Source organism: Spiribacter onubensis, from assembly GCF_040838425.1.
Classification (GTDB): Bacteria; Pseudomonadota; Gammaproteobacteria; order Nitrococcales; family Nitrococcaceae; genus Spiribacter; species Spiribacter onubensis.
This window is the reverse complement of sequence record NZ_JBAKFI010000002.1, coordinates 227,196-248,893: the sequence shown is the minus strand read 5'-3', so window position 1 is coordinate 248,893 and position 21,698 is coordinate 227,196. Positions and strand designations below refer to the sequence as shown.

At 64.3% G+C, this 21,698-nt stretch carries 23 protein-coding genes, 1 tRNA gene and 1 riboswitch; of the genes, 18 read left to right on the top strand and 6 right to left on the bottom strand.

The window, feature by feature from the left end; all coding sequences use genetic code 11:
* The first annotated feature begins 45 nt into the window (after positions 1–45).
* The 4 genes from modA (at position 46) to V6X63_RS04640 (ending at position 2,821) form a co-directional block, all read left to right on the top strand.
* Positions 46–804: a molybdate ABC transporter substrate-binding protein gene (gene modA, locus V6X63_RS04655; RefSeq protein WP_367978264.1), complete on the top strand. Its 759-nt coding sequence runs from the start codon at positions 46–48 to the stop codon at positions 802–804.
* On the top strand, positions 801–1,472 hold the full coding sequence (gene modB, locus V6X63_RS04650) for a molybdate ABC transporter permease subunit (protein WP_367967455.1): 672 nt from the start codon (positions 801–803) through the stop codon (positions 1,470–1,472). The genes modA and modB overlap by 4 nt, the downstream gene beginning before the upstream one ends.
* Positions 1,469–2,548: a molybdenum ABC transporter ATP-binding protein gene (gene modC / locus V6X63_RS04645; protein ID WP_367978263.1), complete on the top strand. Its 1,080-nt coding sequence runs from the start codon at positions 1,469–1,471 to the stop codon at positions 2,546–2,548. The genes modB and modC overlap by 4 nt, the downstream gene beginning before the upstream one ends.
* A 90-nt stretch (positions 2,549–2,638) precedes the next feature.
* On the top strand, positions 2,639–2,821 hold the full coding sequence (locus V6X63_RS04640) for a hypothetical protein (RefSeq protein WP_367967453.1): 183 nt from the start codon (positions 2,639–2,641) through the stop codon (positions 2,819–2,821).
* On the opposite strand, the gene V6X63_RS04635 is transcribed toward V6X63_RS04640, so the two are convergent.
* Genes V6X63_RS04635 through V6X63_RS04615 form a run of 5 tightly spaced genes read right to left on the bottom strand, consistent with a single transcriptional unit; the run spans position 2,797 to position 8,278 of the window.
* Positions 2,797–3,840, bottom strand: coding sequence for a proline racemase family protein (locus V6X63_RS04635; protein WP_367978262.1), 1,044 nt, complete (start codon positions 3,838–3,840; stop codon positions 2,797–2,799). The genes V6X63_RS04640 and V6X63_RS04635 overlap by 25 nt on opposite strands.
* Positions 3,837–5,420 carry an aldehyde dehydrogenase (NADP(+)) gene (locus tag V6X63_RS04630; RefSeq protein WP_367978261.1) on the bottom strand — a complete coding sequence of 528 codons (1,584 nt, stop codon included), beginning with the start codon at positions 5,418–5,420 and terminating at the stop codon, positions 3,837–3,839. The genes V6X63_RS04635 and V6X63_RS04630 overlap by 4 nt, the downstream gene beginning before the upstream one ends.
* Before the next feature lie 27 nt (positions 5,421–5,447).
* On the bottom strand, positions 5,448–6,374 hold the full coding sequence (locus V6X63_RS04625; protein WP_367978260.1) for a delta(1)-pyrroline-2-carboxylate reductase family protein: 927 nt from the start codon (positions 6,372–6,374) through the stop codon (positions 5,448–5,450).
* Positions 6,375–6,376: 2 nt separating this feature from the next.
* Entirely contained in the window at positions 6,377–7,378 is a 1,002-nt protein-coding gene (locus V6X63_RS04620; protein ID WP_367967448.1) for a 4-hydroxyproline epimerase, read from the bottom strand.
* 3 nt (positions 7,379–7,381) lie between these two features.
* On the bottom strand, positions 7,382–8,278 hold the full coding sequence (locus V6X63_RS04615; protein ID WP_367967447.1) for a dihydrodipicolinate synthase family protein: 897 nt from the start codon (positions 8,276–8,278) through the stop codon (positions 7,382–7,384).
* Positions 8,279–8,368: 90 nt separating this feature from the next.
* Between V6X63_RS04615 and V6X63_RS04610 the strand changes: the two genes are divergently transcribed.
* The 10 genes from V6X63_RS04610 to V6X63_RS04565 all read left to right on the top strand — a co-directional run bounded on the left by V6X63_RS04610 (position 8,369) and on the right by V6X63_RS04565 (position 17,524).
* Positions 8,369–9,049 carry a GntR family transcriptional regulator gene (locus V6X63_RS04610; protein ID WP_367967446.1) on the top strand — a complete coding sequence of 227 codons (681 nt, stop codon included), beginning with the start codon at positions 8,369–8,371 and terminating at the stop codon, positions 9,047–9,049.
* A gap of 14 nt (positions 9,050–9,063) precedes the next feature.
* Entirely contained in the window at positions 9,064–10,170 is a 1,107-nt protein-coding gene (locus V6X63_RS04605; protein ID WP_367978259.1) for a cis-3-hydroxy-L-proline dehydratase, read from the top strand.
* Between the two features lie 75 nt (positions 10,171–10,245).
* The gene (locus V6X63_RS04600; protein WP_367967444.1) at positions 10,246–11,361 is read left to right on the top strand and encodes a branched-chain amino acid ABC transporter substrate-binding protein; all 1,116 of its coding nucleotides are present in this window, start codon (positions 10,246–10,248) and stop codon (positions 11,359–11,361) included.
* 78 nt (positions 11,362–11,439) lie between these two features.
* Positions 11,440–12,354, top strand: a complete 915-nt coding sequence (locus V6X63_RS04595) for a branched-chain amino acid ABC transporter permease (protein ID WP_367978258.1) — start codon at positions 11,440–11,442, stop codon at positions 12,352–12,354.
* Between the two features lie 2 nt (positions 12,355–12,356).
* Entirely contained in the window at positions 12,357–13,298 is a 942-nt protein-coding gene (locus V6X63_RS04590; RefSeq protein ID WP_367978257.1) for a branched-chain amino acid ABC transporter permease, read from the top strand.
* 18 nt (positions 13,299–13,316) lie between these two features.
* Entirely contained in the window at positions 13,317–14,093 is a 777-nt protein-coding gene (locus V6X63_RS04585) for an ABC transporter ATP-binding protein (RefSeq protein ID WP_367978256.1), read from the top strand.
* Entirely contained in the window at positions 14,090–14,806 is a 717-nt protein-coding gene (locus tag V6X63_RS04580) for an ABC transporter ATP-binding protein (protein WP_367978255.1), read from the top strand. Before V6X63_RS04585 ends, V6X63_RS04580 begins: the two co-directional genes overlap by 4 nt.
* 9 nt (positions 14,807–14,815) lie before the next feature.
* Positions 14,816–16,117, top strand: a complete 1,302-nt coding sequence (locus V6X63_RS04575) for an FAD-dependent oxidoreductase (protein ID WP_367978254.1) — start codon at positions 14,816–14,818, stop codon at positions 16,115–16,117.
* Positions 16,104–17,246 carry an NAD(P)/FAD-dependent oxidoreductase gene (locus tag V6X63_RS04570; RefSeq protein WP_367978253.1) on the top strand — a complete coding sequence of 381 codons (1,143 nt, stop codon included), beginning with the start codon at positions 16,104–16,106 and terminating at the stop codon, positions 17,244–17,246. The genes V6X63_RS04575 and V6X63_RS04570 overlap by 14 nt, the downstream gene beginning before the upstream one ends.
* On the top strand, positions 17,243–17,524 hold the full coding sequence (locus V6X63_RS04565; RefSeq protein ID WP_367978252.1) for a 2Fe-2S iron-sulfur cluster-binding protein: 282 nt from the start codon (positions 17,243–17,245) through the stop codon (positions 17,522–17,524). The genes V6X63_RS04570 and V6X63_RS04565 overlap by 4 nt, the downstream gene beginning before the upstream one ends.
* Here V6X63_RS04565 and V6X63_RS04560 read toward each other — a convergent pair.
* Positions 17,513–17,586, bottom strand: a tRNA-Gly gene (locus V6X63_RS04560). The genes V6X63_RS04565 and V6X63_RS04560 overlap by 12 nt on opposite strands.
* 106 nt (positions 17,587–17,692) lie before the next feature.
* Here V6X63_RS04560 and thiS point away from each other — a divergent pair.
* The 4 genes from thiS to V6X63_RS04540 all read left to right on the top strand — a co-directional run bounded on the left by thiS (position 17,693) and on the right by V6X63_RS04540 (position 21,672).
* On the top strand, positions 17,693–17,893 hold the full coding sequence (gene thiS, locus V6X63_RS04555; RefSeq protein ID WP_367978411.1) for a sulfur carrier protein ThiS: 201 nt from the start codon (positions 17,693–17,695) through the stop codon (positions 17,891–17,893).
* A gap of 16 nt (positions 17,894–17,909) precedes the next feature.
* A complete protein-coding gene (locus V6X63_RS04550; protein WP_367978251.1) occupies positions 17,910–18,707 on the top strand; it encodes a thiazole synthase in 798 nt (265 codons plus the stop codon).
* A complete protein-coding gene (gene trmB / locus V6X63_RS04545) occupies positions 18,704–19,399 on the top strand; it encodes a tRNA (guanosine(46)-N7)-methyltransferase TrmB (protein WP_367978250.1) in 696 nt (231 codons plus the stop codon). Before V6X63_RS04550 ends, trmB begins: the two co-directional genes overlap by 4 nt.
* A 19-nt stretch (positions 19,400–19,418) precedes the next feature.
* A riboswitch (cobalamin riboswitch) is annotated at positions 19,419–19,610 on the top strand.
* Between the two features lie 145 nt (positions 19,611–19,755).
* A complete protein-coding gene (locus V6X63_RS04540) occupies positions 19,756–21,672 on the top strand; it encodes a TonB-dependent receptor plug domain-containing protein (RefSeq protein WP_367978249.1) in 1,917 nt (638 codons plus the stop codon).
* The last annotated feature ends 26 nt before the right edge of the window (positions 21,673–21,698 follow it).

The window sequence follows — 21,698 nt, the reverse complement described above, 5'->3', positions numbered from 1 at the left end:
CCACCCGGTAGAGCATATCGCCTGACCGTCCGGGAGTCGGGTGAGATGACACGCTGGATTATTGGCTGGATGCTTGCGCTGTCGGTGACGCCGGCAATCGCTGAACCGGTGCGCGTTGCGGTGGCATCCAATTTCCTCGCACCGCTTGAGCAGATCGCGGATGCGTATGCGGCGCAGGGTGGCCCGACCTTGAAGATCAGTGTCGGGGCGACCGGACAGCACTATGCACAGATCATCAACGGCGCGCCCTACGATGTCTTCCTGGCAGCGGATCAGGCCCGCCCCGAAAGGCTGGTGGCAGAGGGTTATGCCCGGCCCGAAAGTCGGTTTTCGTATGCGTTGGGGCGCCTGGTGCTCTGGGCCGGGGCGAGGGCCTCGCTGCCCGATAACGGTCTGACGGGCCTTGCCGGGCATCCATTGCGGCGCCTCGCCATCGCCAATCCTGAGTTGGCGCCATACGGGCGGGCGGCCCGTCAGACGCTGGAAGCCACGGGGCAGTGGTCGGCACTGGCCGAAGACATCATCCAGGCGCAGAACGTCGGTCAGGCCTTTCAGTATCTGGCCACGGGCAATGTCAGTCATGCCCTGGTTGCCGCCTCCTACACCGGTCTCGGCGACGCACCGGAGGGAGACTGGATCACGGTGGATGCACGCCTGCACGACCCCATAAGGCAGGATGCGGTGATCCTGGAGCAGGCGCCGAATCCCGAGGGGGCAGAGCGGTTCATGGAATTCCTCAAGGGGCCGGTCGCCGGCGAGATTCTCAAGGGGTTTGGATATCAGGCGGCGGTCCCGCGTCCATGAATCTGACACCGGTCTGGATCAGTCTTCAGCTGGCGAGTGTTACCGTTATCGTGCTGCTGACCCTGGGTACACCGCTTGCCTGGTGGCTCGCCGTCGGACGCAGCCGGTGGCGCGTTCCGGTCGACGCACTGGTGGCGCTGCCACTGGTGCTGCCGCCCACAGTGCTCGGTTTCTACATGCTCATCCTGCTCGGCCCGCAGGGTCCGATCGGCGGACCCTGGCTCGCGGTGACCGGTGATACGCTGACTTTCAGCTTCACAGGCCTGGTGATCACATCGGTGCTCTATTCGCTGCCTTTCGTCGTGCAGCCGCTGCGCGATGCCTTCCGCGGGGTAGGGGCGGGTCCGCTGGAGGCGGCTGCCATGCTGGGGGCGCGTCCGCTTGATGCTTTCTTCAGCGTGGCTTGTCCGCTTGCCGGGCGGGGGTTTCTCACGGCTGCCGTGCTCGGCTTCGCGCATACGCTGGGAGAATTCGGGGCGATCCTGATGGTGGGCGGGAGCATCCCGGGCGAGACACGGGTGGTGGCGATCGCCATCTACGAGCATGTTGAAACGCTGGACTATGCATCGGCACACGTGCTCTCGGCCGGTCTGCTGGCCTTCTCCTTCCTTGTCCTGCTCGCGATCTACACGCTGAACCGCCGGAGCCGCTCCGGAGGGATGGTGTGAGCGAGCCGTTGCTGACGTTCGATCTGCAATTGCGGCGCCAGGGGTTCCGGCTCGAGGCCGAAGGGCGCCTGGAGCCGGGTATTACCGCGCTTTTCGGTCCCTCGGGTTGTGGCAAGACGACACTGCTGCGCTGCCTGGCTGGTCTGGAGAAGGCCAGTGAAGGCGTGATCCGTCATGACGGCAGCACCTGGCAGACCCGGTCGTTCCGACTGCCGGCGCACCGCAGACCCGTCGGTCTGGTGTTTCAGGATATGCGTCTGTTCGAGCATATGAGCGTGGCACAGAACTTTGAGTTCGCGCGGCGGCGCCGGCGGGCGGAGGGACCCCGTCAGCAGGAGGTCGTCGAGGTGCTCGGCGTGGCGGGTCTCCTCGACCGGATGCCGGCCGCATTATCCGGCGGGGAAGCGCAGCGGGTTGCCCTTGGGCGGGCGCTTCTCGCCGGTCCCCGCGTCCTGTTGATGGACGAACCACTGGCCGGGCTGGATCACGAGCGTCGGGCCCGCATCATGCCGCTCGTCCGGGCCATCCCGGAGCGCTTCGGCGTGCCGCTGCTCTATGTGACCCATACCCGGCAGGAGGTGCTGACACTGGCCGACCGGGTCATGCTCATGGACCGGGGCGGGATCATTGCGGATGACAGGGTGGCCGATATGTTCTCGGCGCCGGCCTGCTGGCCGGCGCTCGGCGGCATCGAACCAACGGTGGTCTGGGACGCACGCGTCGTCGCCCGTGATAATGACTGGGGTCTCACGGCATTGGCATCGGATGCCGGGCGTCTGCGTCTGGCAGGTATCAGTTGCGACGCTGGAACTCGGCTTCGATTGCTGGTTGCTGCCCGTGACGTGGTGTTGACGCTGGAGCCACCCGTGGCGAGCAGCGCGCTCAATGGTCTGCCGGTGCAGGTCGAGTCGCTCGAGGACCGTGGTAATGGGCTGGTTCTGGTGCGCCTGACCGCCGGTCGTCGGGCCCCTCTGTGGGCCGAGGTCAGTCGACAGTCGGCAGCGGCCCTGCGGCTGGCCCCGGGGCGCCGTGTCCATGCATTGATCCGGCCACAACTGCTTGGCGTTCCTCATTGACAGGAATCAACGTCGGGGCCTTTACTCTCCCCGCCCCCCGCTTCACAATCCGCGCTTTCGCAGTGCACCAAACTCGCTGGGGGTCAGGGTATGGCAGCCACTCTTTGCCAGAACTGTCGGGTGGAGTACAGGGACCGGGAGATCGTGATCAGCGGCCCGGCCCGCGAGGCTCGCGAGGAGGCTCAACGCATCATCCAGCGGTTCGCCTGTAGCGCCATGCCCTATCGACTGGCCAGCGTCGGTGTCGATCAGGTGGTGCTCCGTCCGGCCTGATCCGTCAGACGTGGCGGGACCTCGAAGCCTGCCCGCAAAGGATCGTCGGGCTCCACCCGGATGCTGCCCTCTCCGCTGTAGTAACCCTGGCCAGTGACGGTGACGATCACCTCGTCATCCGACAGGGCCCGGCGGATTTTTCCCGAGAATGGCACGCCGCTCAGGCCGGCAAACTCGCAGGCGATACCCGGCGCCAGATGCCGCTGGGCATGGGCAAGGGCAAGCCGGGCGGTGATTCCGGATCCCGTCGCACTGCGGTCCACCTGGCCGTCGCCGAATATGCACAGGTTGCGGGTCATCGCGGAATCGGGCGGCCCTTTCCCGTCGGTAATGATGCAGCCATAGAGGAACCCGAGATCGGATTCGCCGGGGTGGTGTATATCCAGCTGCCCGCGACCCGCCGCGATAATCGACCGGCCGGCCGCGACGAGTTCGTCAAGGCGGTTGGCATACAAATCAAGGCCCAGGCGACTGGCGGGCAGGATGGCATAGTAGGCGCCGCCATAGGCGATATCGACCTCGACCGAATCCCCGCCGCCAACCTCAAGCGACTGATGCAGCGGGCCTGCGAAGGCGGGCACGCTGTCAAAGCTGACATTCCCGGTCCGGCCCGAGGCATCGGTCTCAACCCTGACGTCCACCGGTCCACAGGGGCACTGCAGTCGAAAGGTCGTCAGTGGTGTCGTCGCCTGGACGATGCCCTGGTCGATGATCCAGCGGCCCAGCGCTACCGTGGCGTGGCCGCACATGGTGCTCCACCCGCCGTTATGCATGAAAAGGACGGCCAGGGCGCAGTCCGACCGGTCGGGTTCCGTGGGCCAGACGCCATACATGTCCGCATGTCCGCGGGGCTCGAGCATCAGGTGACGCCGCACCGCATCATGTCTCCGCATGGCATCGCGGCGCTTGTCCAGCAGGTTGGTGCCGGATAGCGCGGGCGCGCCGCCGGTGATGATCCGCACGGGCTCGCCGGCGGCATGCAGATCGGTGTAGGCGTAGCATCGCTCCTCGCGGGTCAAGGAGTGGCTCCTGGCTCGGGCTCGCCATCCACCAGACGGGGCAGACCGAGCGGGTTGGCCTCCTGAAGGGCAGGCGGCAGCGCCGAGTCCGGCATATCCTGGAGCGCGACGGGACGCAGAAACCGGTCGATGGCAAGGGTGCCGACCGACGTGCTGCGGCTGTCCGTGGTCGCCGGGTAGGGGCCGCCATGCACCATGGCCTCACCGACTTCAACCCCGGTCGGGTAACCATTGAAGAGTATGCGGCCGGCGCGTCGCTGCAGCAGCCGCAGCAGCGTTCCATTGGCGGCCGCTTCGGCCTCGGTGGCATGGACTGTGGCGGTGAGCTGACCCTGAAGGTTGTCCGCCGCCGCCTGCAGCTCGGCCATGCTCTCGACGGTCACCACCAGCGTGACTGGGCCGAACACCTCCTCGGCAAGTGCCGGGTCGGACTGGAAATGCTCGAGGTCAGTCCGGTAGGCGCGGGCCTGGGCACGATGGTCGGCGGTAGCGCCGACAGCCAGCCGCTCGACGCCGGCGGCGGTATCGAGGCGGGCACAGCCCGCCTCGTAGGCCGACAGTATACCGCCATGCAGCATCGGCGTTGCGGCCATGCCCTCCACCGCGCCGGCCAGCGTGTCACGGAATGCATCCAGGCCGGCGCCACGGATTGCGAACACGAGCCCCGGCTTCGTACAGAACTGACCGCAGCCCAGCGTGAAGGAGCCGGCAAGGCCGCTGGCGATGGATTCCGGGTGCGCCTCCAGGGCACCGGGCAGGATGAAAAGTGGATTGACGCTGCCCATTTCGGCATAGACCGGTATGGGTCTGGGGCGCGTCGCCGCCAATTGCTGCAAGGCCAGCCCGCCACGCTGCGAACCGGTGAATCCCACGGCCTGGATATCCGGATTGCGCACCAGCGTGGCCCCCACGTCATGGCCTGCTCCCTGCAGCATCGAGAAAACGCCTCCCGGCAGCCCCAGCTCGGACACGGCGTTTTCCACGGCCCTGGCCGCGATCGCCGAAGTGCCTGGATGGGCGGGATGCGCCTTGACTACGACCGGGCAGCCGCTCGCCAGCGCGGAGGCGGTGTCTCCGCCGCAGACGGAAAAAGCCAGCGGAAAGTTGCTCGCGCCGAAGACCGCCACCGGCCCGAGAGGAATCCGGTACTGGCGAAGGTCCGGTTTCGGGGCCGGTTGCCGTTGAGGATCGCCATGATCGATACGAACGCCTAGAAAGTCGCCACGGCGAACCACCATGGCAAAGAGCCGTAACTGACCGGTGGTGCGGGCCAGCTCGCCCCGGATCCGCGCCTCCGGCAGCGCGGTTTCGGCCCCTGCCCGCTCCACGAAGTCATCGGCGCTTGCCTCAAGCATGTCGGCAATCCGCTCCAGCAGCCCGGCGCGCAACTCAAGCGATACGCCCGCATAGGCCTCGGCGGCCTGCGCGGCGGCGCTGCACGCCTGCTCTATCTCTCCGGAGGTGGCTTCATGGAAAGCCGGCTCGAGTGCGTCGCCGGTGACGGCGTTTTCCGCCTGAAAGGATGTGTTCCCCTCGGCACTGTGTCGCCCGGCGATGAATTGATCGGTTGCGATGTCCATAGTCGCCTTCTGTGCTGTTGATCCGATTTAAGGGTCGATTGACTGGACCAGTACCCGGCCCGCGGCCAGGTCCCAGAGAGACTGACCGACGCTTTTGAATAACACCGGACCTTCGCCGTTTGGTGGCTGTCCGTCGACGATGACCGATTCCAGCGTGACCGCGTCCGACCACTGGAAGGCGCCCGTCTCATGGGCCCGTATCAGGTCACCGGCTTCCTCACGCGCACCGTCCGCGGTGTCGATAATGACGGTCCCTTGTTGGAGGAGGGCCGCGGGGATCTCCGCCATATGAGGCCGGAATGCCCCCACTGCGGCGACGAAAGTATCCTGCGGCAGTGATGCCGGCAGGAAGGGCTGAGTCGCGGTGGTGGCAGTGACCACCAGTCGCGCGTCCTCCAGCGCGGCTCGCGGGTCATCGGTCACCGTGACATGCATACCCTGTCCGTTCATCTCCGCCGCCAGCGCCTCGGCACGGCGGCGCGTCCGCGAGTGAAGGAATGCCCGTCGTATCCCCAGGCCGTCCCGGAATGCCTCCAGGTGGGTCCGTGCCTGGGTGCCGGCGCCATAGACCAGAAGCGGTGTATCGGTCCGGGGCGCCAGCCGCTGAGCAGCCAGTAGCGAGACAGCCGCGGTCCGGCGGGCCGAGACGGCGCCGCCATCCACCATCAGCTTACGCGTGCCGGTGGCGGCATCGAGGATGATCATCTCGCCCTGGATGGTCGGGCGCCCCTGTTCGCTGTTGCGGGGATGCACGGTGACCAGTTTGGTAATGGCGAGCTCACCATCAGTAGCGGGCATCAGCAGCAGGGTGCCGTCCTCTGCCAGGGGCATAAACCCCCGTGGTGGGCAGGCCGTCCGGCCTGCACGGTCCAGCCGCAGGACCTCCGCGCAGGCATCCGCCACTGACTGATAGTCGAGGTGCGCAAGTGTCTGTTCCCGATCCAGCTGGCGCATGCCTAAGTCACCGAAAAACCGCTGGCCAGGGGATCCCGGTCGTCAATGAAAATGGTGTTGTAGCCGGTCACCCGGGCCCAGCCGGTGATCCCGGGGCGGATCCCCTGCCTGGGGCCGATGGTCTCCGGGCCCAGCACTTCGCCGGTGAACAGTGTGCCGATGATGCTCTCATGCACGAACCGATCACCCACCGAGAGCCGGCCACGGCCATGCAGCTGTGCCATGCGGGCGGAGGTCCCGGTTCCGCAGGGCGACCGGTCGATGGCACGGTCGCCGTAGAAGACGGCGTTGCGCGCATCGGCGGCCGGATCGCGGGCGGGTCCGGTCCACATGACATGCGAGACGCCGTGGATGGTGTCGTCGTCCGGATGGACCGGCTCGATCAGGGCATTCAGCCTGCGTCTGACCTCTGGTGACAGGCGCAGGATATCGTCCACGCCGAGGGCGTCCAGTCCTTCGAAACCCGGTTGGGGATCGAATATGGCGTAGAAATTACCCCCGTATGCGATATCACAGCGCAGCGGCCCGAGCCCGGGTACCTCGACCTCGAGGTCCGTCGCCTCCAGCCATGCCGGGACGTTGCGCAGGCTCACCGAATCAACGAAGCGGCCGTCGCGCTCATAGCTCACCTCGACGACGCCTGCGGGGGTGTCCAGCCGGAGCTTCCCGGGCTCTCGGGGGGTGACGAAACCCTCCTCGAGCGCCGTGGTGACCGTCCCGATGGTGCCATGCCCGCACATCGGCAGACATCCAGAGGTCTCGATGAACAGCACGCCGATGTCGCAGTCACTGCGCGTTGGCGCATAGAGGATCGACCCCGACATCATGTCATGGCCCCGCGGCTCGAACATCAGGCCCCGCCGGATCCAGTCGTGGTTGGCAAGGAAATCCTGCCGGTATTCGCTGAGGCTGGCGCCGGTCAGCCGCGGGCCGCCCCCTGCGACAACCCGGACCGGATTGCCGCAGGTGTGGCCGTCAACGCAGAGAAAGGTGTGTCGCGCCATTGCCTAGATCGCGGGCCGGGTGGCCAGGGCCTTTTCGATGATGGCGGTGGCCTGTTCACGTTCCTCGCCAACAAGCGGCAGACGCGGCGGGCGTACCGTCTCACTGCCGCGGCCGGCGATCTGCTCGGCGAGCTTGATCATCTGGACCAGTTTGGGATGGGTGTCCATATGCAGTGAGTCCATCATCCAGCGGTAGATGGCCACGGCCTGCGCGATGCGGCCGTCCTGCAGGCAATCGTAAATCGCCACACTCTCCCGGGGATAGACATTGGCGAAGCCGGATACCCAGCCGATTGCGCCGACCACCATGCACTCCAGGGCGACGTCATCAACGCCGGACATGATCGCCAGTGCGTCGGCGTCGAGGTTGATGAGGTCGTTGATGCGCCGCGGATCCTCGGACGATTCCTTCACCGCCACGATGTTCGATGTCCGGGACAGTTCAACCAGGGTCTCGGGGTCGATGTCGATGCCGTAGGAGGCGGGGTTGTTGTAGATCATCGCCGGCAGGCCGCAGGCCCGGGCGACCGTATCGATATGGGCAATGGTCTCCCGGCGGTCGGCCTTGTAGACCATCGCGGGGAGAATCATGACGCCATCGGCGCCGATGGCCTCGACGTCGCGCACATAACCGGACGCCGTTTCGGTGGTGTACTCCGCAACGCCGGTGATGACCGGGACGCGTCCATTACTGACCTCGCAGGCCGCCCGCATGACATCGAGCTTCTCCTCTGCGGTGAGGGACGTGTTCTCGCCGCAGGTTCCCAGCATGACCAGTCCGTGGACGCCGTCGTTGATGAGGTTGTCCACCACGCGACGTGTCGCCTCGAGGTCGAGGCTGAAGTCGGGACGGAACTGCGTGGTGACAGCGGGATAGATACCGCGCCAGTCAGGGGTCATGGAGGTTCTCCTTGTTGTGGCGAGGGGTTTCCCCTCGCGTTTCGTATATTGTATAAAAAGTATCGTTCGGGATAGGGATGGTCAACGACAATGCGTCTGGAGGGGAACGGGGAAAGGCAGACGGTCGCCGGTATGCTGGTGGACGCGCTGCGTGAGCGGATACTCAACCTGGAGTTTCCAGAGGGTGTCCCGCTTCGCCAGGACAGTCTCGCCGCGGAGTTCGGCGTGAGCCGGATACCCCTGCGCGAAGCGCTCCTGCAGCTCGAGGGTGAGGGGCTCGTCACGCAGACCGCGCACAAGGGGTATGCCGTCAGCGTGCTCTCCCTCGAGGAGATTCGCGAGATATTCGATCTCCGTGCCCTGATTGAGGTGGATCTGCTCCAGCGTGCCCTGCCGCATATCACCTCCGAGGTCATTGCCTCGGCCCGGGAGGTGCTCCGTCAGTTCGACGAGAGTCTGTCCCAGTCCGCATCGGACGGCCGCTGGGGGCATTTCAACTGGCGTCTGCACAGCACGCTTTATGCGCCGGCCGGCCGCCATCGCAGCATGGATATCCTGCGCAAGCTGCATCGCAACGCCGATCGTTATCTGCGCCTGCAGCTCAATCTCTCCGATCACAACAATGCACGGGCGCGTGAGGAGCATGACCGGCTGGTCATGCTCTGCGATCACCGTGACAACGCCGAGGCCACAAGACTGTTGGCCGAGCATATTCTGGCCGCCCGCGACGATCTGCTCGAGTTTCTCTCGGCTCGGCGTGGCAAGGGCTGAACGAGGGGGATTCCGTGAAAATCACCGCCATTAACGTCTATCAGCTCGATCTGCCCCTGCATGAGGGGCGCTATGCCTGGTCGGGCGGCAACAGTGTTGACGTGTTCGACAGCACCATCGTTGAGCTGGAGACCGATGCCGGAATCACCGGGGCCGGCGAGGTCTGCCCTCTGGGGCCGGCCTACCTGCCCGCCTACGCCGAGGGGGCCAGGACCGGTCTGCGCGAACTCGCGCCGCAGCTGCTGGGAATGGATCCATGCCGCCCCATGCAGATCAGTCATTTCATGGATCAGGCAATGCGCGGGCACAACTATGCCAAGTCACCGCTGGACATCGCCTGTTGGGACATTCTCGGCAAGGTGGCCGGGCAGCCGGTCTGCAATCTGCTCGGCGGCCGCTACGGCAATGATATCGCCCTGTACCGGGCCATCTCCCAGCAGGATCCGGCGCAGATGGCCGAGCGCTGCCGTCAGTATCAGGCGGAAGGCTACCGCAAGTTCCAGCTCAAGGTCGGCGGAGATCCGGACACCGACATCGAGCGCATTCATGCCTGCGCGGCGGTGATGCGTGCCGGCGACACGCTGGTCGCGGATGCCAATACCGGCTGGACCCAGCACGATGCCATGCGTGTTGCCGCGGCGGTTGCAGGTCTTGATGTGTATATCGAGCAGCCCTGTCCCGCGTACGAGTCCTGCCTGCAGGTCCGCCGCGCCACCGTCCGGCCTTTCGTTCTCGATGAGAGCATCGATGGGTTCGCGCCCCTCCTGCGTGCGTTAACCGATGGCGCGATGGATGTGGTGAACATCAAGATCGCCAAGGTCGGCGGGCTGACACGTGCCCACCGACTGCGTGATCTCTGCGTCGAATCAGGCGTCGCCATGACCCTGGAGGACACCTGGGGGGGCGATGTCGCAACGGCGGCGATCGCCCACCTCGCGCACTCCACGCCGGAAGCGCTGCGCTTCTCGGTCACCGACTTCAACAGCTACGTCACGCGGGATTTCGCCCCGGGCGCGCCGCGCCGTCGCGGTGGCCGCCTGGCCGCGCCGGATGCACCGGGACTGGGGCTGGAACTGGATTACGGGGTACTGGGCGACCCTGTATGGCGCACTGCAGCATAGTGCGTGCTTGCGCCCGGCGGCAGGATCGTCTACACCTGTCAAAGTGTATAAAATTTGTATCTGGAGGTTGAGCAGATGAAAAACGGAATGACTGCACTGGCCTCGGCCGTCGCGCTGGGTCTTGGTCTCAGCGGGGCTGTACAGGCCCAGAACGATAGTATTCTGATCGGTGTCCAGGTGCCCACGACGGGCTCCGAGGCCACCTACGGCCAGGACATGTACAACGCCGCGGAGCTGGCCGCCGAAGAGCTCAACGCTGATGGCGGCGTCCTCGGTATGGACATCGAACTCATCAACGGCGATTCCGCCTGCGATCCCCAGCAGTCGGTCAACGCCGCGGGTAACCTGGTCTCGCGCGGGGTGCAGGGCATTGTCGGTGGCTATTGCTCCGGCGCCACCATGCCGACGCTCAAGGTCTACGGCGATGAGGGCCTGCCCTTCGTCATCACGGCGTCCAACTCCACCCAGCTCATCCCGGCCAACCCGGGTAATGCCTTCATGATCAACTCCACCGGAGCGGATCAGTCGAAAAAGGCGGTGGATTTCTTCGAGAGCCAGGGTGTCGAGCGGCTGGCGATCATCGACCAGGGCGATTCCTACTCGCAGGATCTGGCGGACCTGACGGCCGAGCGTTGGGAGTCCATGGGCCACGAGGTGGTGCGGGAGACTGTCAACAAGGGTGAGCAGGACTTCTCCGCCGTGGTCAGCAATGTGCGCTCCAACGACGTGGATGCGGTCTTCTGGACGGCCTACTATGCCGACGGCGGTCTGCTCATCCGCCAGCTCCGTCAGGGTGGCTATCGCGACATCATTGCCGTGGGTGACGGGTCCAACTCCCCGCAGCTGTTCGAAATCGCCGGCGGTGCCGCCGAGGGCGTCTATGCCTTCTCGAACCCCACGGCCGAGTTCCTGCCCGCCGCGGCCGACTTCATCGCGGACTACCGCGCCGAGTACGGCCAGGACCCGGGCCCCTATGCACCACTCAACTATGATGGCCTGAAGCTGCTGGCCTGGGCCATGGAGAAAGCCGGCACCACGGATCCGGCTGCAGTGGTTGAGGCGCTCGGTACGGCCGATGGCGAGTCCTGGCTCACCGGCCCGATCTCCTTCACCGACGAGAACACGCTGGCGCGCAGCAACTTCATCATCCTCGAGGGTGAAGACGGCGCCTGGACTTACTTCGAGAACTGATAATGCCGAGAGCCGGTGCCGGTGGGGTCGACCCTGCCGGCACCGGCCAGGTTCAACGCCGGTTACGGGGGGCTCGGCATGCCAGCCTTGGAAACCTTCCTCCAGGCTATCGTCAACGGCCTGGTGCTGGGGTCTTTTTACGCGCTCATTGCGCTCGGTTACACCATGATCTTTGGTGTGATCAAACTGCTCAACTTCGCCCATGGCGATGTGTACATGGTCGGCGCCTTCGTGGGATTCGGTGCGCTATCCCTGGTGTCCGGCGTTGTGGGGGCGGGCTGGACCGGACTGTTCATCGCCATCCTCATCTCGATGGTGGCCGTGGGCTTTCTGGGCGTGATCATCCAGCGGGTGGCCTATCAGCCGATGCTCTCTGCACCCCGGTTATCCATCCTGATTACCGCGCTGGCCGTTTCCCTGGTGCTGCAGAACGGTGCATTGAGCCTGACACACGGGAAGTACACGGCGTTCCGGACCGATCTTGGCTTCGGCGGGTTCGAATTCGGGCGCCTGTTCATCAGCCATCAGGCCATGGTGCTGGTGGCCACCGCCGCCGTGCTGATGATCGCACTGGAATTCTTCGTCAGCCGCACGATGTACGGCAGGGCAATGCGGGCGGTCTCAATCGACAAGGACATGTGCCGCCTGATGGGTATCAACGTCAACCGCGTGGTGGCGATTACCTTCCTCATCGGCTCAGCCCTCGCCGCTGCGGCCGGCACCATGGCCGGTGCCTATTACGGCAGCATCTGGTATTTCATGGGCTTTCTGATCGGCCTCAAGGCCTTCACCGCCGCGGTGATAGGCGGAATAGGCAGTATCACGGGGGCCATGCTGGGCGGGTTGATCCTCGGGATGCTCGAATCCTTCGGCACGCAGATCCCCTGGATTGGCAGTGAGTGGAAGGACGTCTTCACCTTCGCGATCCTGATCCTCGTGCTGGTGTTCAAGCCGACCGGTCTGCTCGGCAAGTCAGAAGTGGAGCGGATGTGATCATGATTGACCGGCTCTATGCATATTTCGACAGTCCGCGTCGGCAGGCCATCCTGCTCATCGCGATTGTCGTCCTCATGGCACTGGCACCGCTCGTGATGGGGCGTTACACGACGACCATCATGACCAACGCGCTGCTCTACGTCGTCCTCGCGCTGGGGCTGAACGTCGTGGTGGGTTACGCCGGGCTACTGGATCTCGGCTATGCGGCCTTTTTCGCGGTGGGGGCCTACAGTATTGGCATTCTCACCGTCCAGTTCGACTGGAACTTCTGGCTCGCGATCCCACCGGCGCTCGTGGCGGCCTGTATAGCCGGCGTCATCATCGGCGGGCCAACGCTTCGGTTGCGGAGCGATTATCTGGCCATCGTGACCCTTGGATTCGGCGAGATCGTGCGTTTCGGGGCCCGCAACCTCGAAATCACCGGACGTGCCACGGGGCTGTCGAACATCCCGGAGCCGAATTTCTTCGGCTACGTCATCAGCAGCTATGTCGACTTCTACTACATATTCCTGGTGCTGGCGATCGTGGCGGTCATTGCCAGTCATCGCCTCTACCACTCCCGGCTCGGCCGCGCATGGCTCTATGTGCGGCACGATGAAGACGCCGCCGAGGCGATGGGCATCAACCGTGTGCGCGTCAAGCTCGCCGCCTACGTGACCGGATCCGTGTTCGGCGCTTTCGGCGGGATCTTCTTCGCGGCCAACCTCGGTGCGATTTCCCCCGAGAGCTTCAGCTTCGAGCAGTCGGTTCTGGTCCTGATGGCCGTGATTCTGGGGGGAATGGGCAAGATACCCGGCGTCATTCTCGGGGCGTTCATCATCATCCTCGGTCCAGAGCTGTTGCGTAATCTCGGTGAGCTGCGTCTGCTGCTGTTCGCGGTGGTCATGCTGCTCATCATGCTGCTCAGGCCGAGCGGCATCTGGCCGGAACGACGTCACTAGCGCAGGGGGAGGGAAGAGATGCTGCTCGATCTGGAACAGGTCACCCTGCGCTTTGCGGGCAACACGGTGCTCGACAAGGTGGATTTCGGTGTCGAGGCGGGCTCGCTGGCCAGCCTCATCGGTCCCAACGGCGCGGGGAAGACCTCGCTTTTCAACTCCATCACGGGTTTCTACCGCCCGCAGGAAGGGCGTATCGAATTCAACGGCGAGCGGATCCTGCGCCGCAAGCCGCACAAGGTCACCCAGTTCGGTATCGCCCGGACCTTCCAGAACGTCCGGCTGTTCCGCGAGATGTCGGTCATGGAAAACGTCATGGCCGGCATGCACTGCCGGACCCGAGCGGGGGCCTTCGGAGCGGTTTTCCGCACCCCCGGACAGCGCGCGGAAGAGCGGTATATCGCGGAGGTGGCGCATGACTGCATGAAGTTCGTGGGCGTCGATGAATACGCTGATCGCCTCGCCACCAACCTCGCCTACGGTTATCAGCGGCTGGTGGAAATCGCCCGGGCTCTCGCGACTCAGCCGCAGCTGATCCTGCTCGATGAGCCGGCGGCGGGTCTGAACGGGACGGAGAAGGCGGCGCTGGTCGAGCTGATCCGCCGTATCCGCGATGAGCGGAACGTGGCCGTGCTGCTCATCGAGCATGATATGGGCCTGGTGATGCAGGTCTCCGAGCATATCCATGTGCTGGACTACGGGCGCATCATCGCCAAGGGCACAGCGGAGCAGGTCAAGAACGATCCAAAGGTGATCGAGGCCTACCTGGGACAGGAAGACGAGGAGATGGCCCTGTGACTGAGCCAGTGCTTCGGGTCGAACAGGTCGAGTCGTATTATGGAAAGATCCAGGCGTTGCGCGGGATCGATATCGAGGTGACCCCCGGGCAGATCATCGCGGTGCTGGGCAGCAACGGCGCGGGCAAGACGACGACGCTGAAGACCATCTCAGGCATTGTCCGTGCGCAGACCGGCCGCGTAGTCCTGGATGGCGAGGACATCACCCGCCTGCCGGCCCATGAGATTGCCCGGCAGGGCGTTGTGCACGTGCCCGAGGGGCGGCATATCCTCAAGGGGCTGAGCGTGCAGGAGAATCTCGAGCTGGGCAGCTTTACGGTGCGGGACCATGCCCTGCGTCGCGAGCGTCTGGCCGATGTCTTCGAACGCTTCCCTATCCTCGCCGAGCGGCGTCATCAGGATGGCTCGCTGCTCTCCGGGGGCGAGCAGCAGATGCTGGCGCTGGGCCGGGCACTCATGCATGGACCGCGGGTTCTGCTCCTCGATGAGCCATCCATGGGGCTGGCGCCTAAACTGGTGACTCAGACCATGCGTATCGTCAAGCAATTGAACGAGGCCGGGACCACCATCCTGCTCGTCGAACAGAATGCCCGGCTGGCGCTGAAGATCGCCCATTACGCCTATGTGCTCGAGAACGGCGAAATCTGGAACAAGGGCGAGGCATCCGCACTCGCCGCTGACGAGAGCATCGTCCAGGCCTACCTGGGCGCATAAAAGGCCTTGATGTCGACGGGTGCCCGACAGCCTGCCCCCTCGGTTTCGGTCATAGGCACCGGGCCGGCCGGAGAGGCGGCCGTCCGTGGACTGCTCGCGCGCGGTGCCCGCGTGACGGTATTCGATGAACAGCCCCGCACCGGCGGAAACATCAGCCGCATTCGGGCAACCGCGCCACCCACTCCGCTGGAGGCCCTGGCCGCGGAATCCTCCGGGCTGAGCCTGCGCTCGGGGACCCGGGTCCTGTCGGTGGAGTCCGATGGCCGGGTCTGGTTTGAAGGCGGAGATGGCGCGGATCAGGCGAAATTCGATGCCGTTGTCCTCGCCTGTGGCGCCTATGATCTGCACGATCCCGTGCCCGGTCTGCCGGCCCGCAGCGTCAGCAGTGCCGGCGCCCTGCAGGCCCTGGGCAAGGGGCACGGCATTCTGCCTCGCGGGCGGGTTGTCATCGCGGGAAGCGGCCCTTTCCTCACCGTCGTGGCGGCCGGCGTCGTGCGGGCCGGCGGCACGGTCACGCATGTCATTGATCGTCTGCGGCGCAGTGATTACGCACGCCTCGCGCCCTGGGGGCTCGGTATTCCCAGCAACAGTCTCGAGTTCATGCGCAAGCGTCGCTGGCTCGCCCGGGCCGACGTGCCCATCCGCTACGGCACAGCGGTGGCCGCCGTGGGCGATGGTGAACTGCTCACCGACGGCGATGAGCGGATTGCGTTCGATCACCTGGGGCTGACCGAGCGTTTCGTGCCGCAGACACAGCTGGCCCGGACGGCAGGCTGCCGGATCAATTACGATCCGGTCGGTGGTTATTGGGTGGTGGCGACGGATTCGCTTGGGCGCACCAGCCAATCCGGGATTTATGTGATCGGTGAAGGCCAGGGCATTCGAGGCTGGCGGCATGCCCGGCTTTCCGGCGAGCGTGTGGTGTCTGCCGTGCTGAGCGATCTGGCGGGGCGGACGGCCGCGCGGCCGACGGGGGAATGGCGGCGACGCGTTCTGATCGGCTTCGCCCGTGGTCTGGAGCGGGCCCAGGCGCGGCGCGCCCGCCAGACACCGGATCCGGACGCTGTCATCTGCGCCTGTGAAGGCGCCCGGGTGCGGGCGGTTGATCAGGCGGTCGCCCTGGGTCTCGCCGACCTGTCCTCGATCAAGGTCGTCACCCGTTGTGGCATGGGGCCCTGCCAGGGCCGCTACTGCGAGGCCCAGGTCAGTGAGCGCATCCGCGCAGCCGGGCTCGAACCGCGCGGAGCGTTGAACCAACGGGCATTTTCCCGCCCGCTGTCCGTGGCGGAGGTATTGAATGGCCCACGTTGATGCCGTCGTGGTCGGCAGTGGGATCATCGGCAGCTTTGTCGCGCTTGCCCTGCACGAGCGCGGCCTTCGAGTGATGGTCGTCGATCGCGCCGGTCTGGCGCCGGGAACGTCGCGCAGCAGTGACGGCAACCTGCTTTGCTCGGATAAGTCTCCCGGGCTCATGCTCGAGCTCTCTCATCGCAGTCTGCAGGCCTGGCACCGGTTTGCCGAGCGATACGGCAATCATTGCGAGTTCGACCCGAAGGGCTCGACCGTCGTGGCACGGTCGCATACCGAGGCGGAAGGCCTGGCGGCATTGGTCCGCGCCCAGCAGTCAGCGGGGGTCGACTGCCGTTTCCTGGAATCCGGCTGGGAGGCACTCGAGCCGCATCTGGGTCCGGATACGGTGGCCGTGGGGTACTGGCCCGGTGATGCCCAGGTGCAGCCCATGCTCGCCTGTTATCAGATCGCCCGGCACCTGCGTGAGGCGGGCGTGGAATACCGTTTCTATCAGGCCATCGAGCAGCTTGAGCCGACTGATGATCGGGTGGTGGTGACGCTGGCCGGAGGGGAGCCGGTGACCGCCGGCCACGTCTGCCTGTGCACGGGCATCTGGACGAATGAGGTACTGAAGCCACTCGGGCTCTCCGTGCCGATCGAACCGCGCAAGGGCCATATCGCCGTGCTGGAGCGAGGGGATGTCGTCGTCAACTCCAAGATCGCCGACTTCGGCTATCAGGCGGCGGCGGAGAGCACCGAGATCGACGAGACGGCGGTACAGACGGCGGCCATCATCGAGGCCACGCGCAGCGGCACCATCCTCTGCGGCAGCTCGCGCGAGTTCGCCGGGTTCGACATGACCATCAACATGGAAACGGTGCAGCGGCTGCTGGCCGACTGTATTGGCATTGTGCCGGATCTGGCACGACTGCGGGTGATCCGCGCCTATGCCGGGCTGCGACCGTTCTCGCGCGATGGGCTACCCATTATCGGGGCATTGCCGGGCGCGGAGCGTATTGTCGTGGCGACCGGGCATGAGGGGGCGGGCCACGGTTTGGCCGCGGTGACCGGCGAAATCGTGGCGGCGACACTGGCCGAGGGGGTCACACATCCCTCTGCTGGTCAGTTGCATCCGGAGCGGTTCGTATGAGCGGGCAGGGTTTCCGGCCGGTGCGTGATGCCGGCGAGCGGATCATGGTGGCTATCGACGGGGTGCGGCATGAACTGCCGGCCGGCATGAGTGTTCTTGCGGCGCTGCTCTGCGCCGACGCGGTGGCCGATGGCCGGGTGACTCCGCCCGACTGGTTCTGCGGCATTGGCCAGTGTCAGCGTTGTCGGGTATGCGTCAATGGCCAGGAAGTCATCGCCTGTCAGGTGCCTGCCAGGCCCGGGGATGTCATTGACACCCGGGGAGACTGGAGCGGCTGACCGGGATCGAACCGGCATCACTGCCTTGGGAGGGCAGCGCTCTACCATTGAGCTACAGCCGCGTCGGAGTCTCTAGTATCCGGTTTTGATCAATTTCGGCAAGCCCTGTGATGAATTGGATAAGCCCGTCTGCGTTATAATGTCGACATGAATTCCCCTGCACCGGACATCACCATTCGCGTCAACGGCGAGCCCTTTACCGTGCCAGCCCGCTGCACGCTCGAAGAGCTGCTCGAGCGCATGGACATGGGCAGTCAGCGCGTCGCCGTTGAACACAACGAGGACGTGGTGCCACGCAGTGAATACGCGGCCACCGGACTTCAGGATGGAGACCGGGTCGAGATCATCCGCGCCATCGGCGGCGGCTGAAGCAGAAAGAGGCAACATGACCGACCAGGATATCCTCACCATTGCAGGCCGTCAGTTCCGCTCGCGGCTGCTTGTGGGTACCGGCAAGTACCGGAATATGGCCGAGACCGGCGAGGCGATCCGCGCCAGTGGCGCCGAAATCGTTACTGTCGCCATCCGCCGGACCAACATCGGCCAGGATGCCGACGAGGAAAACCTTCTCGACGTCATTCCCCCGAGCGAATTCACCATTCTGCCGAACACGGCGGGCTGCTATACGGCCGATGACGCGGTGCGCGTCTGCCGGCTCGCCCGTGAGCTGCTGGATGGTCACAACCTCGTCAAGCTCGAGGTGCTGGGTGACCAGAAAACACTCTATCCGGACGTGCCCGCCACGCTGGAGGCGGCGGAGAAGCTGGTGGCCGATGGCTTTGAGGTCATGGTCTACACCAGCGATGATCCGATTGCCGCGAAGCGACTCGAGGAGATGGGGTGTGTGGCCGTCATGCCTCTGGCGTCACCCATCGGCTCCGGGCTGGGTATCCAGAACCGTTACAACCTGATGACGATCATCGAGAACGCGGAGGTGCCGATCATCGTCGATGCCGGCGTCGGCACGGCGTCGGACGCCGCGGTGGCCATGGAACTCGGCTGCGACGGCGTGCTGATGAATACGGCGATCGCCGCCGCGAAGAACCCCCTGCTCATGGCATCGGCGATGCGCAAGGGTATCGAAGCCGGACGCGAGGCCTTCCTGGCTGGCCGCATGCCCATGCGTCGGTTCGCTTCGGCCAGCTCCCCCCTGGAGGGCACCTTCTGGCACGGCGGCGCGTGAGCGACAATACGTACCGCCCCATCCGCAGCTTCGTCCGTCGCGAGGGCCGGCTCACCACCGGTCAGCAGCGCGCCCTCGACGAGCTGTATTCGCTGTACGGCATTGACTGGACGGCGGCTGCAGGTCCGCTCGACCTCGACGTTCTGTTCAATCGCCAGGCGCCGGTGGTGCTCGACATCGGCTATGGCGATGGCGAGGCGCTGGCGGAGATCGCCAGTGCCCATCCGGAGCGCAACTATCTGGGCGTTGAGGTATACCGTGCCGGCACGGGTCGGCTGCTTCGGCGCATCGAGGCCGACGGCATCACCAACCTCAAAGTCCTTCTGGCCGATGCCAGCGAGCTGCTGCGTCAGGGGATTCCCTCGGCTTCGCTGGCCGGTCTGCAGCTCTTCTTCCCCGATCCCTGGCCAAAGAAGCGGCATCACAAGCGCCGCATGGTCCAGGCGCCGTGGCTGACCATGGTGGCTGACCGGCTTCAGCCCGGCGGTTTTCTGCACATGGCCACCGACTGGGCGGAGTACGCCGAGTGGATGCTCGCGCTCAGCGAGACCGAGCCCCGCCTGGATAACCCGCATGGTGGCTATGCCCCCGATCCCGGCGACCGGCCCGGCACCCGATTCGAGCGACGGGGCGTGCGCAAGGGCCATGATGTCTTTGATCTGATCCTGCAGCGGTACGCCCCCTCAACTTGAACCCCCGTCCGATCCATTGCACACTTTCAGTGACTTCGGTTCCGGTGCCATGGCATCGGATTAAAAGGGAACGCAGTGCAAAGCTGCGGCTGCCCCCGCAACTGTAAGCGGCGAGCGAAGCCCTGGAATGCCACTGTCGCGGATGCGATGGGAAGGCGGGGCCAAGCGATGACCCGTGAGCCAGGAGACCTGCCGAGGCGATCACCCATTTCCGGTGCGGGGCGCGCCAGGGAAGCGGCACTACCGCAGAGGTGACAGTCGCCGGTCTGCGGTGGGCTGTCCGATGAGGGCCTTCGCAGACCTCGTGTGTCTGTCGGCGGGAGCCATCCCGCCATGGAAAGAAAGGCCTCAACAACATGAAAAAGGCATTTGCCACCACCGCGCTGGCCATCGCCGCCGGCGTGCCGACCTACGTGTACGCCCAGTCCAGCAACACCACCGAGCTCGAACCCATCATTGTTTCCGGCGGTATCTCGCCAGTCGCCGCCGACGAGTTCGGGCGGTCCAACACCGTGATTACCAGACAGGAGATTGAGGACCGTGGTTTCGTCACGGTTCAGCAGGCGCTTGAGGCGCAACCCGGTGTATCGGTTAGTGGAACCGGCCCCAGCGATCGCCAGGTCCGTATCCGGGGCGGTGAGGCAAACCATGTACTGGTCCTCGTTAATGGCGTTCGTGTCGCCGCGGGCGACAGCGGCTATGATCTGCGGGGTTTTGATGTCGCGAACGTCGACAGAATCGAAGTGCTGCGAGGACCCCAGTCCGTGCCGTATGGCACCGATGCGGCTTCCGGCGTGATCAACATCATCACGCGCCGGGCGACGGCAGGCGTATCGCGGGGCGCGAGTTTCGAATTCGGTGAAGGTGACCGCCAGAGTGCATTCCTTACCTATGGCGCACCTCGCGGCGATCTGTCAGTCACGATCGATAACCTCTACGACAAGGGATTCGATCTCAGCGGCGATGGCGGTGAAGAAGATTCGACAAGTTGGGAGACTGTGACTTCGAAAGGTCGGCTTAGTCTGACGGATCAGATCGAGGCCGGATTCTCGTTCCGATTAGCGGATGCTCGGTATCACTTTGATTCGGAGACATTTCTGAGTGGTGATAGAGAGACGACGGTGAGTAAGTACGTTTTTGATGATAAAACAAAAACTGCGAAGCTACTTGAGCGCTCAATCTCAGCATTTATAGGTTTTAGTTCACCAGGTAATGTTCTTACCAGCCGGATAAGCACTGATTATATTGGCAATCAGACTGCGAACAGTGCGATTGGTGATCAAACGACGCGCATTTATAAGTATCGTGGGCAGTACGCCCTAGACGGTGCCTCAACGGATTCGAGTGACCAACTGCTAAGTTTGTTGTTTGAGTCTAAAAACGACTCTGCAAATAACTCAACAGATGAGCGAGAGAACCGATCCTATGCCCTTGAGTATCAGGGGTTCATGTCGAATGATCTGTCAACGCAGGCGGGTGTTCGACTGGATACAAGCGATCAGTTTTCGGATGCAGTTACATGGAATCTGGCCGCGTCATATCATTTGCAGCGCTCAGTCCGGCTGCATTCCTCTATCGGGCGCGCTGTTGTATATCCCTCTTATTTCGACATATACGGCGGTACCTTTCCTGCGTTTCAGCCCGACTCGAAAACACAGATTTATGAAGCGACTGACTCCGTAAAGCCAGAGAAAAATTTTGCGTTTGACCTCGGCCTGGAGTGGACGTTGCCGGGCGATTTAGGTATTGCTGCGCTGACTTACTATAATGAGGAGCTTGAGGATGAAATTTATTCGAAGAAAATCAGTGAGTCATCGGATACAGAAACTTATCGTGCGGAAAACCGTGAGGCAGATAGCAAACGCGAGGGCGTAGAGATCTCGACCGAATTTCGCCCCGCAGAATCGGTGGATTTCGGTCTGAGCTATACCTATACCCGCTCGACCAATGACGAAGGGTCGGTTGAGGGCCGGCGTCCAATGCATGAGTTTGGCCTTAACACGACCTGGCGGGCGTCCAGTGTACCCCTGACACTTTCCGGGGACCTTCGCTACGTCCGCGATCTCTACGACCAGCAGTTCTACAAGGATGGCGACCCTTTCGCCAAGATCCCGGCATTCACCGTTGTTAACTTCGCGGCGCGGTATGCACTTACGGATCATATCGACCTGACTGGCCGCATAACGAACGCCTTTGATGAGGACTACACCGAGGTATGGGGATATGCTACCCGGGGGCGTGCAGGCTACATCGGCATGGCGGCTTCATGGTGAGCGTCGCCATCGCTGTCCCGCTCTGG

Excerpts from the sequence above, each read along its gene's own strand:
- modA (WP_367978264.1), top strand. The coding sequence starts at position 46 with ATGACACGCTGGATTATTGGCTGGATGCTTGCGCTGTCGGTGACGCCG.
- modB (WP_367967455.1), top strand. The coding sequence starts at position 801 with ATGAATCTGACACCGGTCTGGATCAGTCTTCAGCTGGCGAGTGTTACC.
- V6X63_RS04640 (WP_367967453.1), top strand. The coding sequence starts at position 2,639 with ATGGCAGCCACTCTTTGCCAGAACTGTCGGGTGGAGTACAGGGACCGG.
- V6X63_RS04630 (WP_367978261.1), bottom strand. The coding sequence starts at position 5,420 with ATGGACATCGCAACCGATCAATTCATCGCCGGGCGACACAGTGCCGAG.
- V6X63_RS04625 (WP_367978260.1), bottom strand. The coding sequence starts at position 6,374 with ATGCGCCAGCTGGATCGGGAACAGACACTTGCGCACCTCGACTATCAG.
- V6X63_RS04620 (WP_367967448.1), bottom strand. The coding sequence starts at position 7,378 with ATGGCGCGACACACCTTTCTCTGCGTTGACGGCCACACCTGCGGCAAT.
- V6X63_RS04615 (WP_367967447.1), bottom strand. The coding sequence starts at position 8,278 with ATGACCCCTGACTGGCGCGGTATCTATCCCGCTGTCACCACGCAGTTC.
- V6X63_RS04610 (WP_367967446.1), top strand. The coding sequence starts at position 8,369 with ATGCGTCTGGAGGGGAACGGGGAAAGGCAGACGGTCGCCGGTATGCTG.
- V6X63_RS04600 (WP_367967444.1), top strand. The coding sequence starts at position 10,246 with ATGAAAAACGGAATGACTGCACTGGCCTCGGCCGTCGCGCTGGGTCTT.
- V6X63_RS04595 (WP_367978258.1), top strand. The coding sequence starts at position 11,440 with ATGCCAGCCTTGGAAACCTTCCTCCAGGCTATCGTCAACGGCCTGGTG.
- V6X63_RS04590 (WP_367978257.1), top strand. The coding sequence starts at position 12,357 with ATGATTGACCGGCTCTATGCATATTTCGACAGTCCGCGTCGGCAGGCC.
- V6X63_RS04585 (WP_367978256.1), top strand. The coding sequence starts at position 13,317 with ATGCTGCTCGATCTGGAACAGGTCACCCTGCGCTTTGCGGGCAACACG.
- V6X63_RS04575 (WP_367978254.1), top strand. The coding sequence starts at position 14,816 with ATGTCGACGGGTGCCCGACAGCCTGCCCCCTCGGTTTCGGTCATAGGC.
- V6X63_RS04570 (WP_367978253.1), top strand. The coding sequence starts at position 16,104 with ATGGCCCACGTTGATGCCGTCGTGGTCGGCAGTGGGATCATCGGCAGC.
- V6X63_RS04565 (WP_367978252.1), top strand. The coding sequence starts at position 17,243 with ATGAGCGGGCAGGGTTTCCGGCCGGTGCGTGATGCCGGCGAGCGGATC.
- V6X63_RS04550 (WP_367978251.1), top strand. The coding sequence starts at position 17,910 with ATGACCGACCAGGATATCCTCACCATTGCAGGCCGTCAGTTCCGCTCG.
- V6X63_RS04540 (WP_367978249.1), top strand. The coding sequence starts at position 19,756 with ATGAAAAAGGCATTTGCCACCACCGCGCTGGCCATCGCCGCCGGCGTG.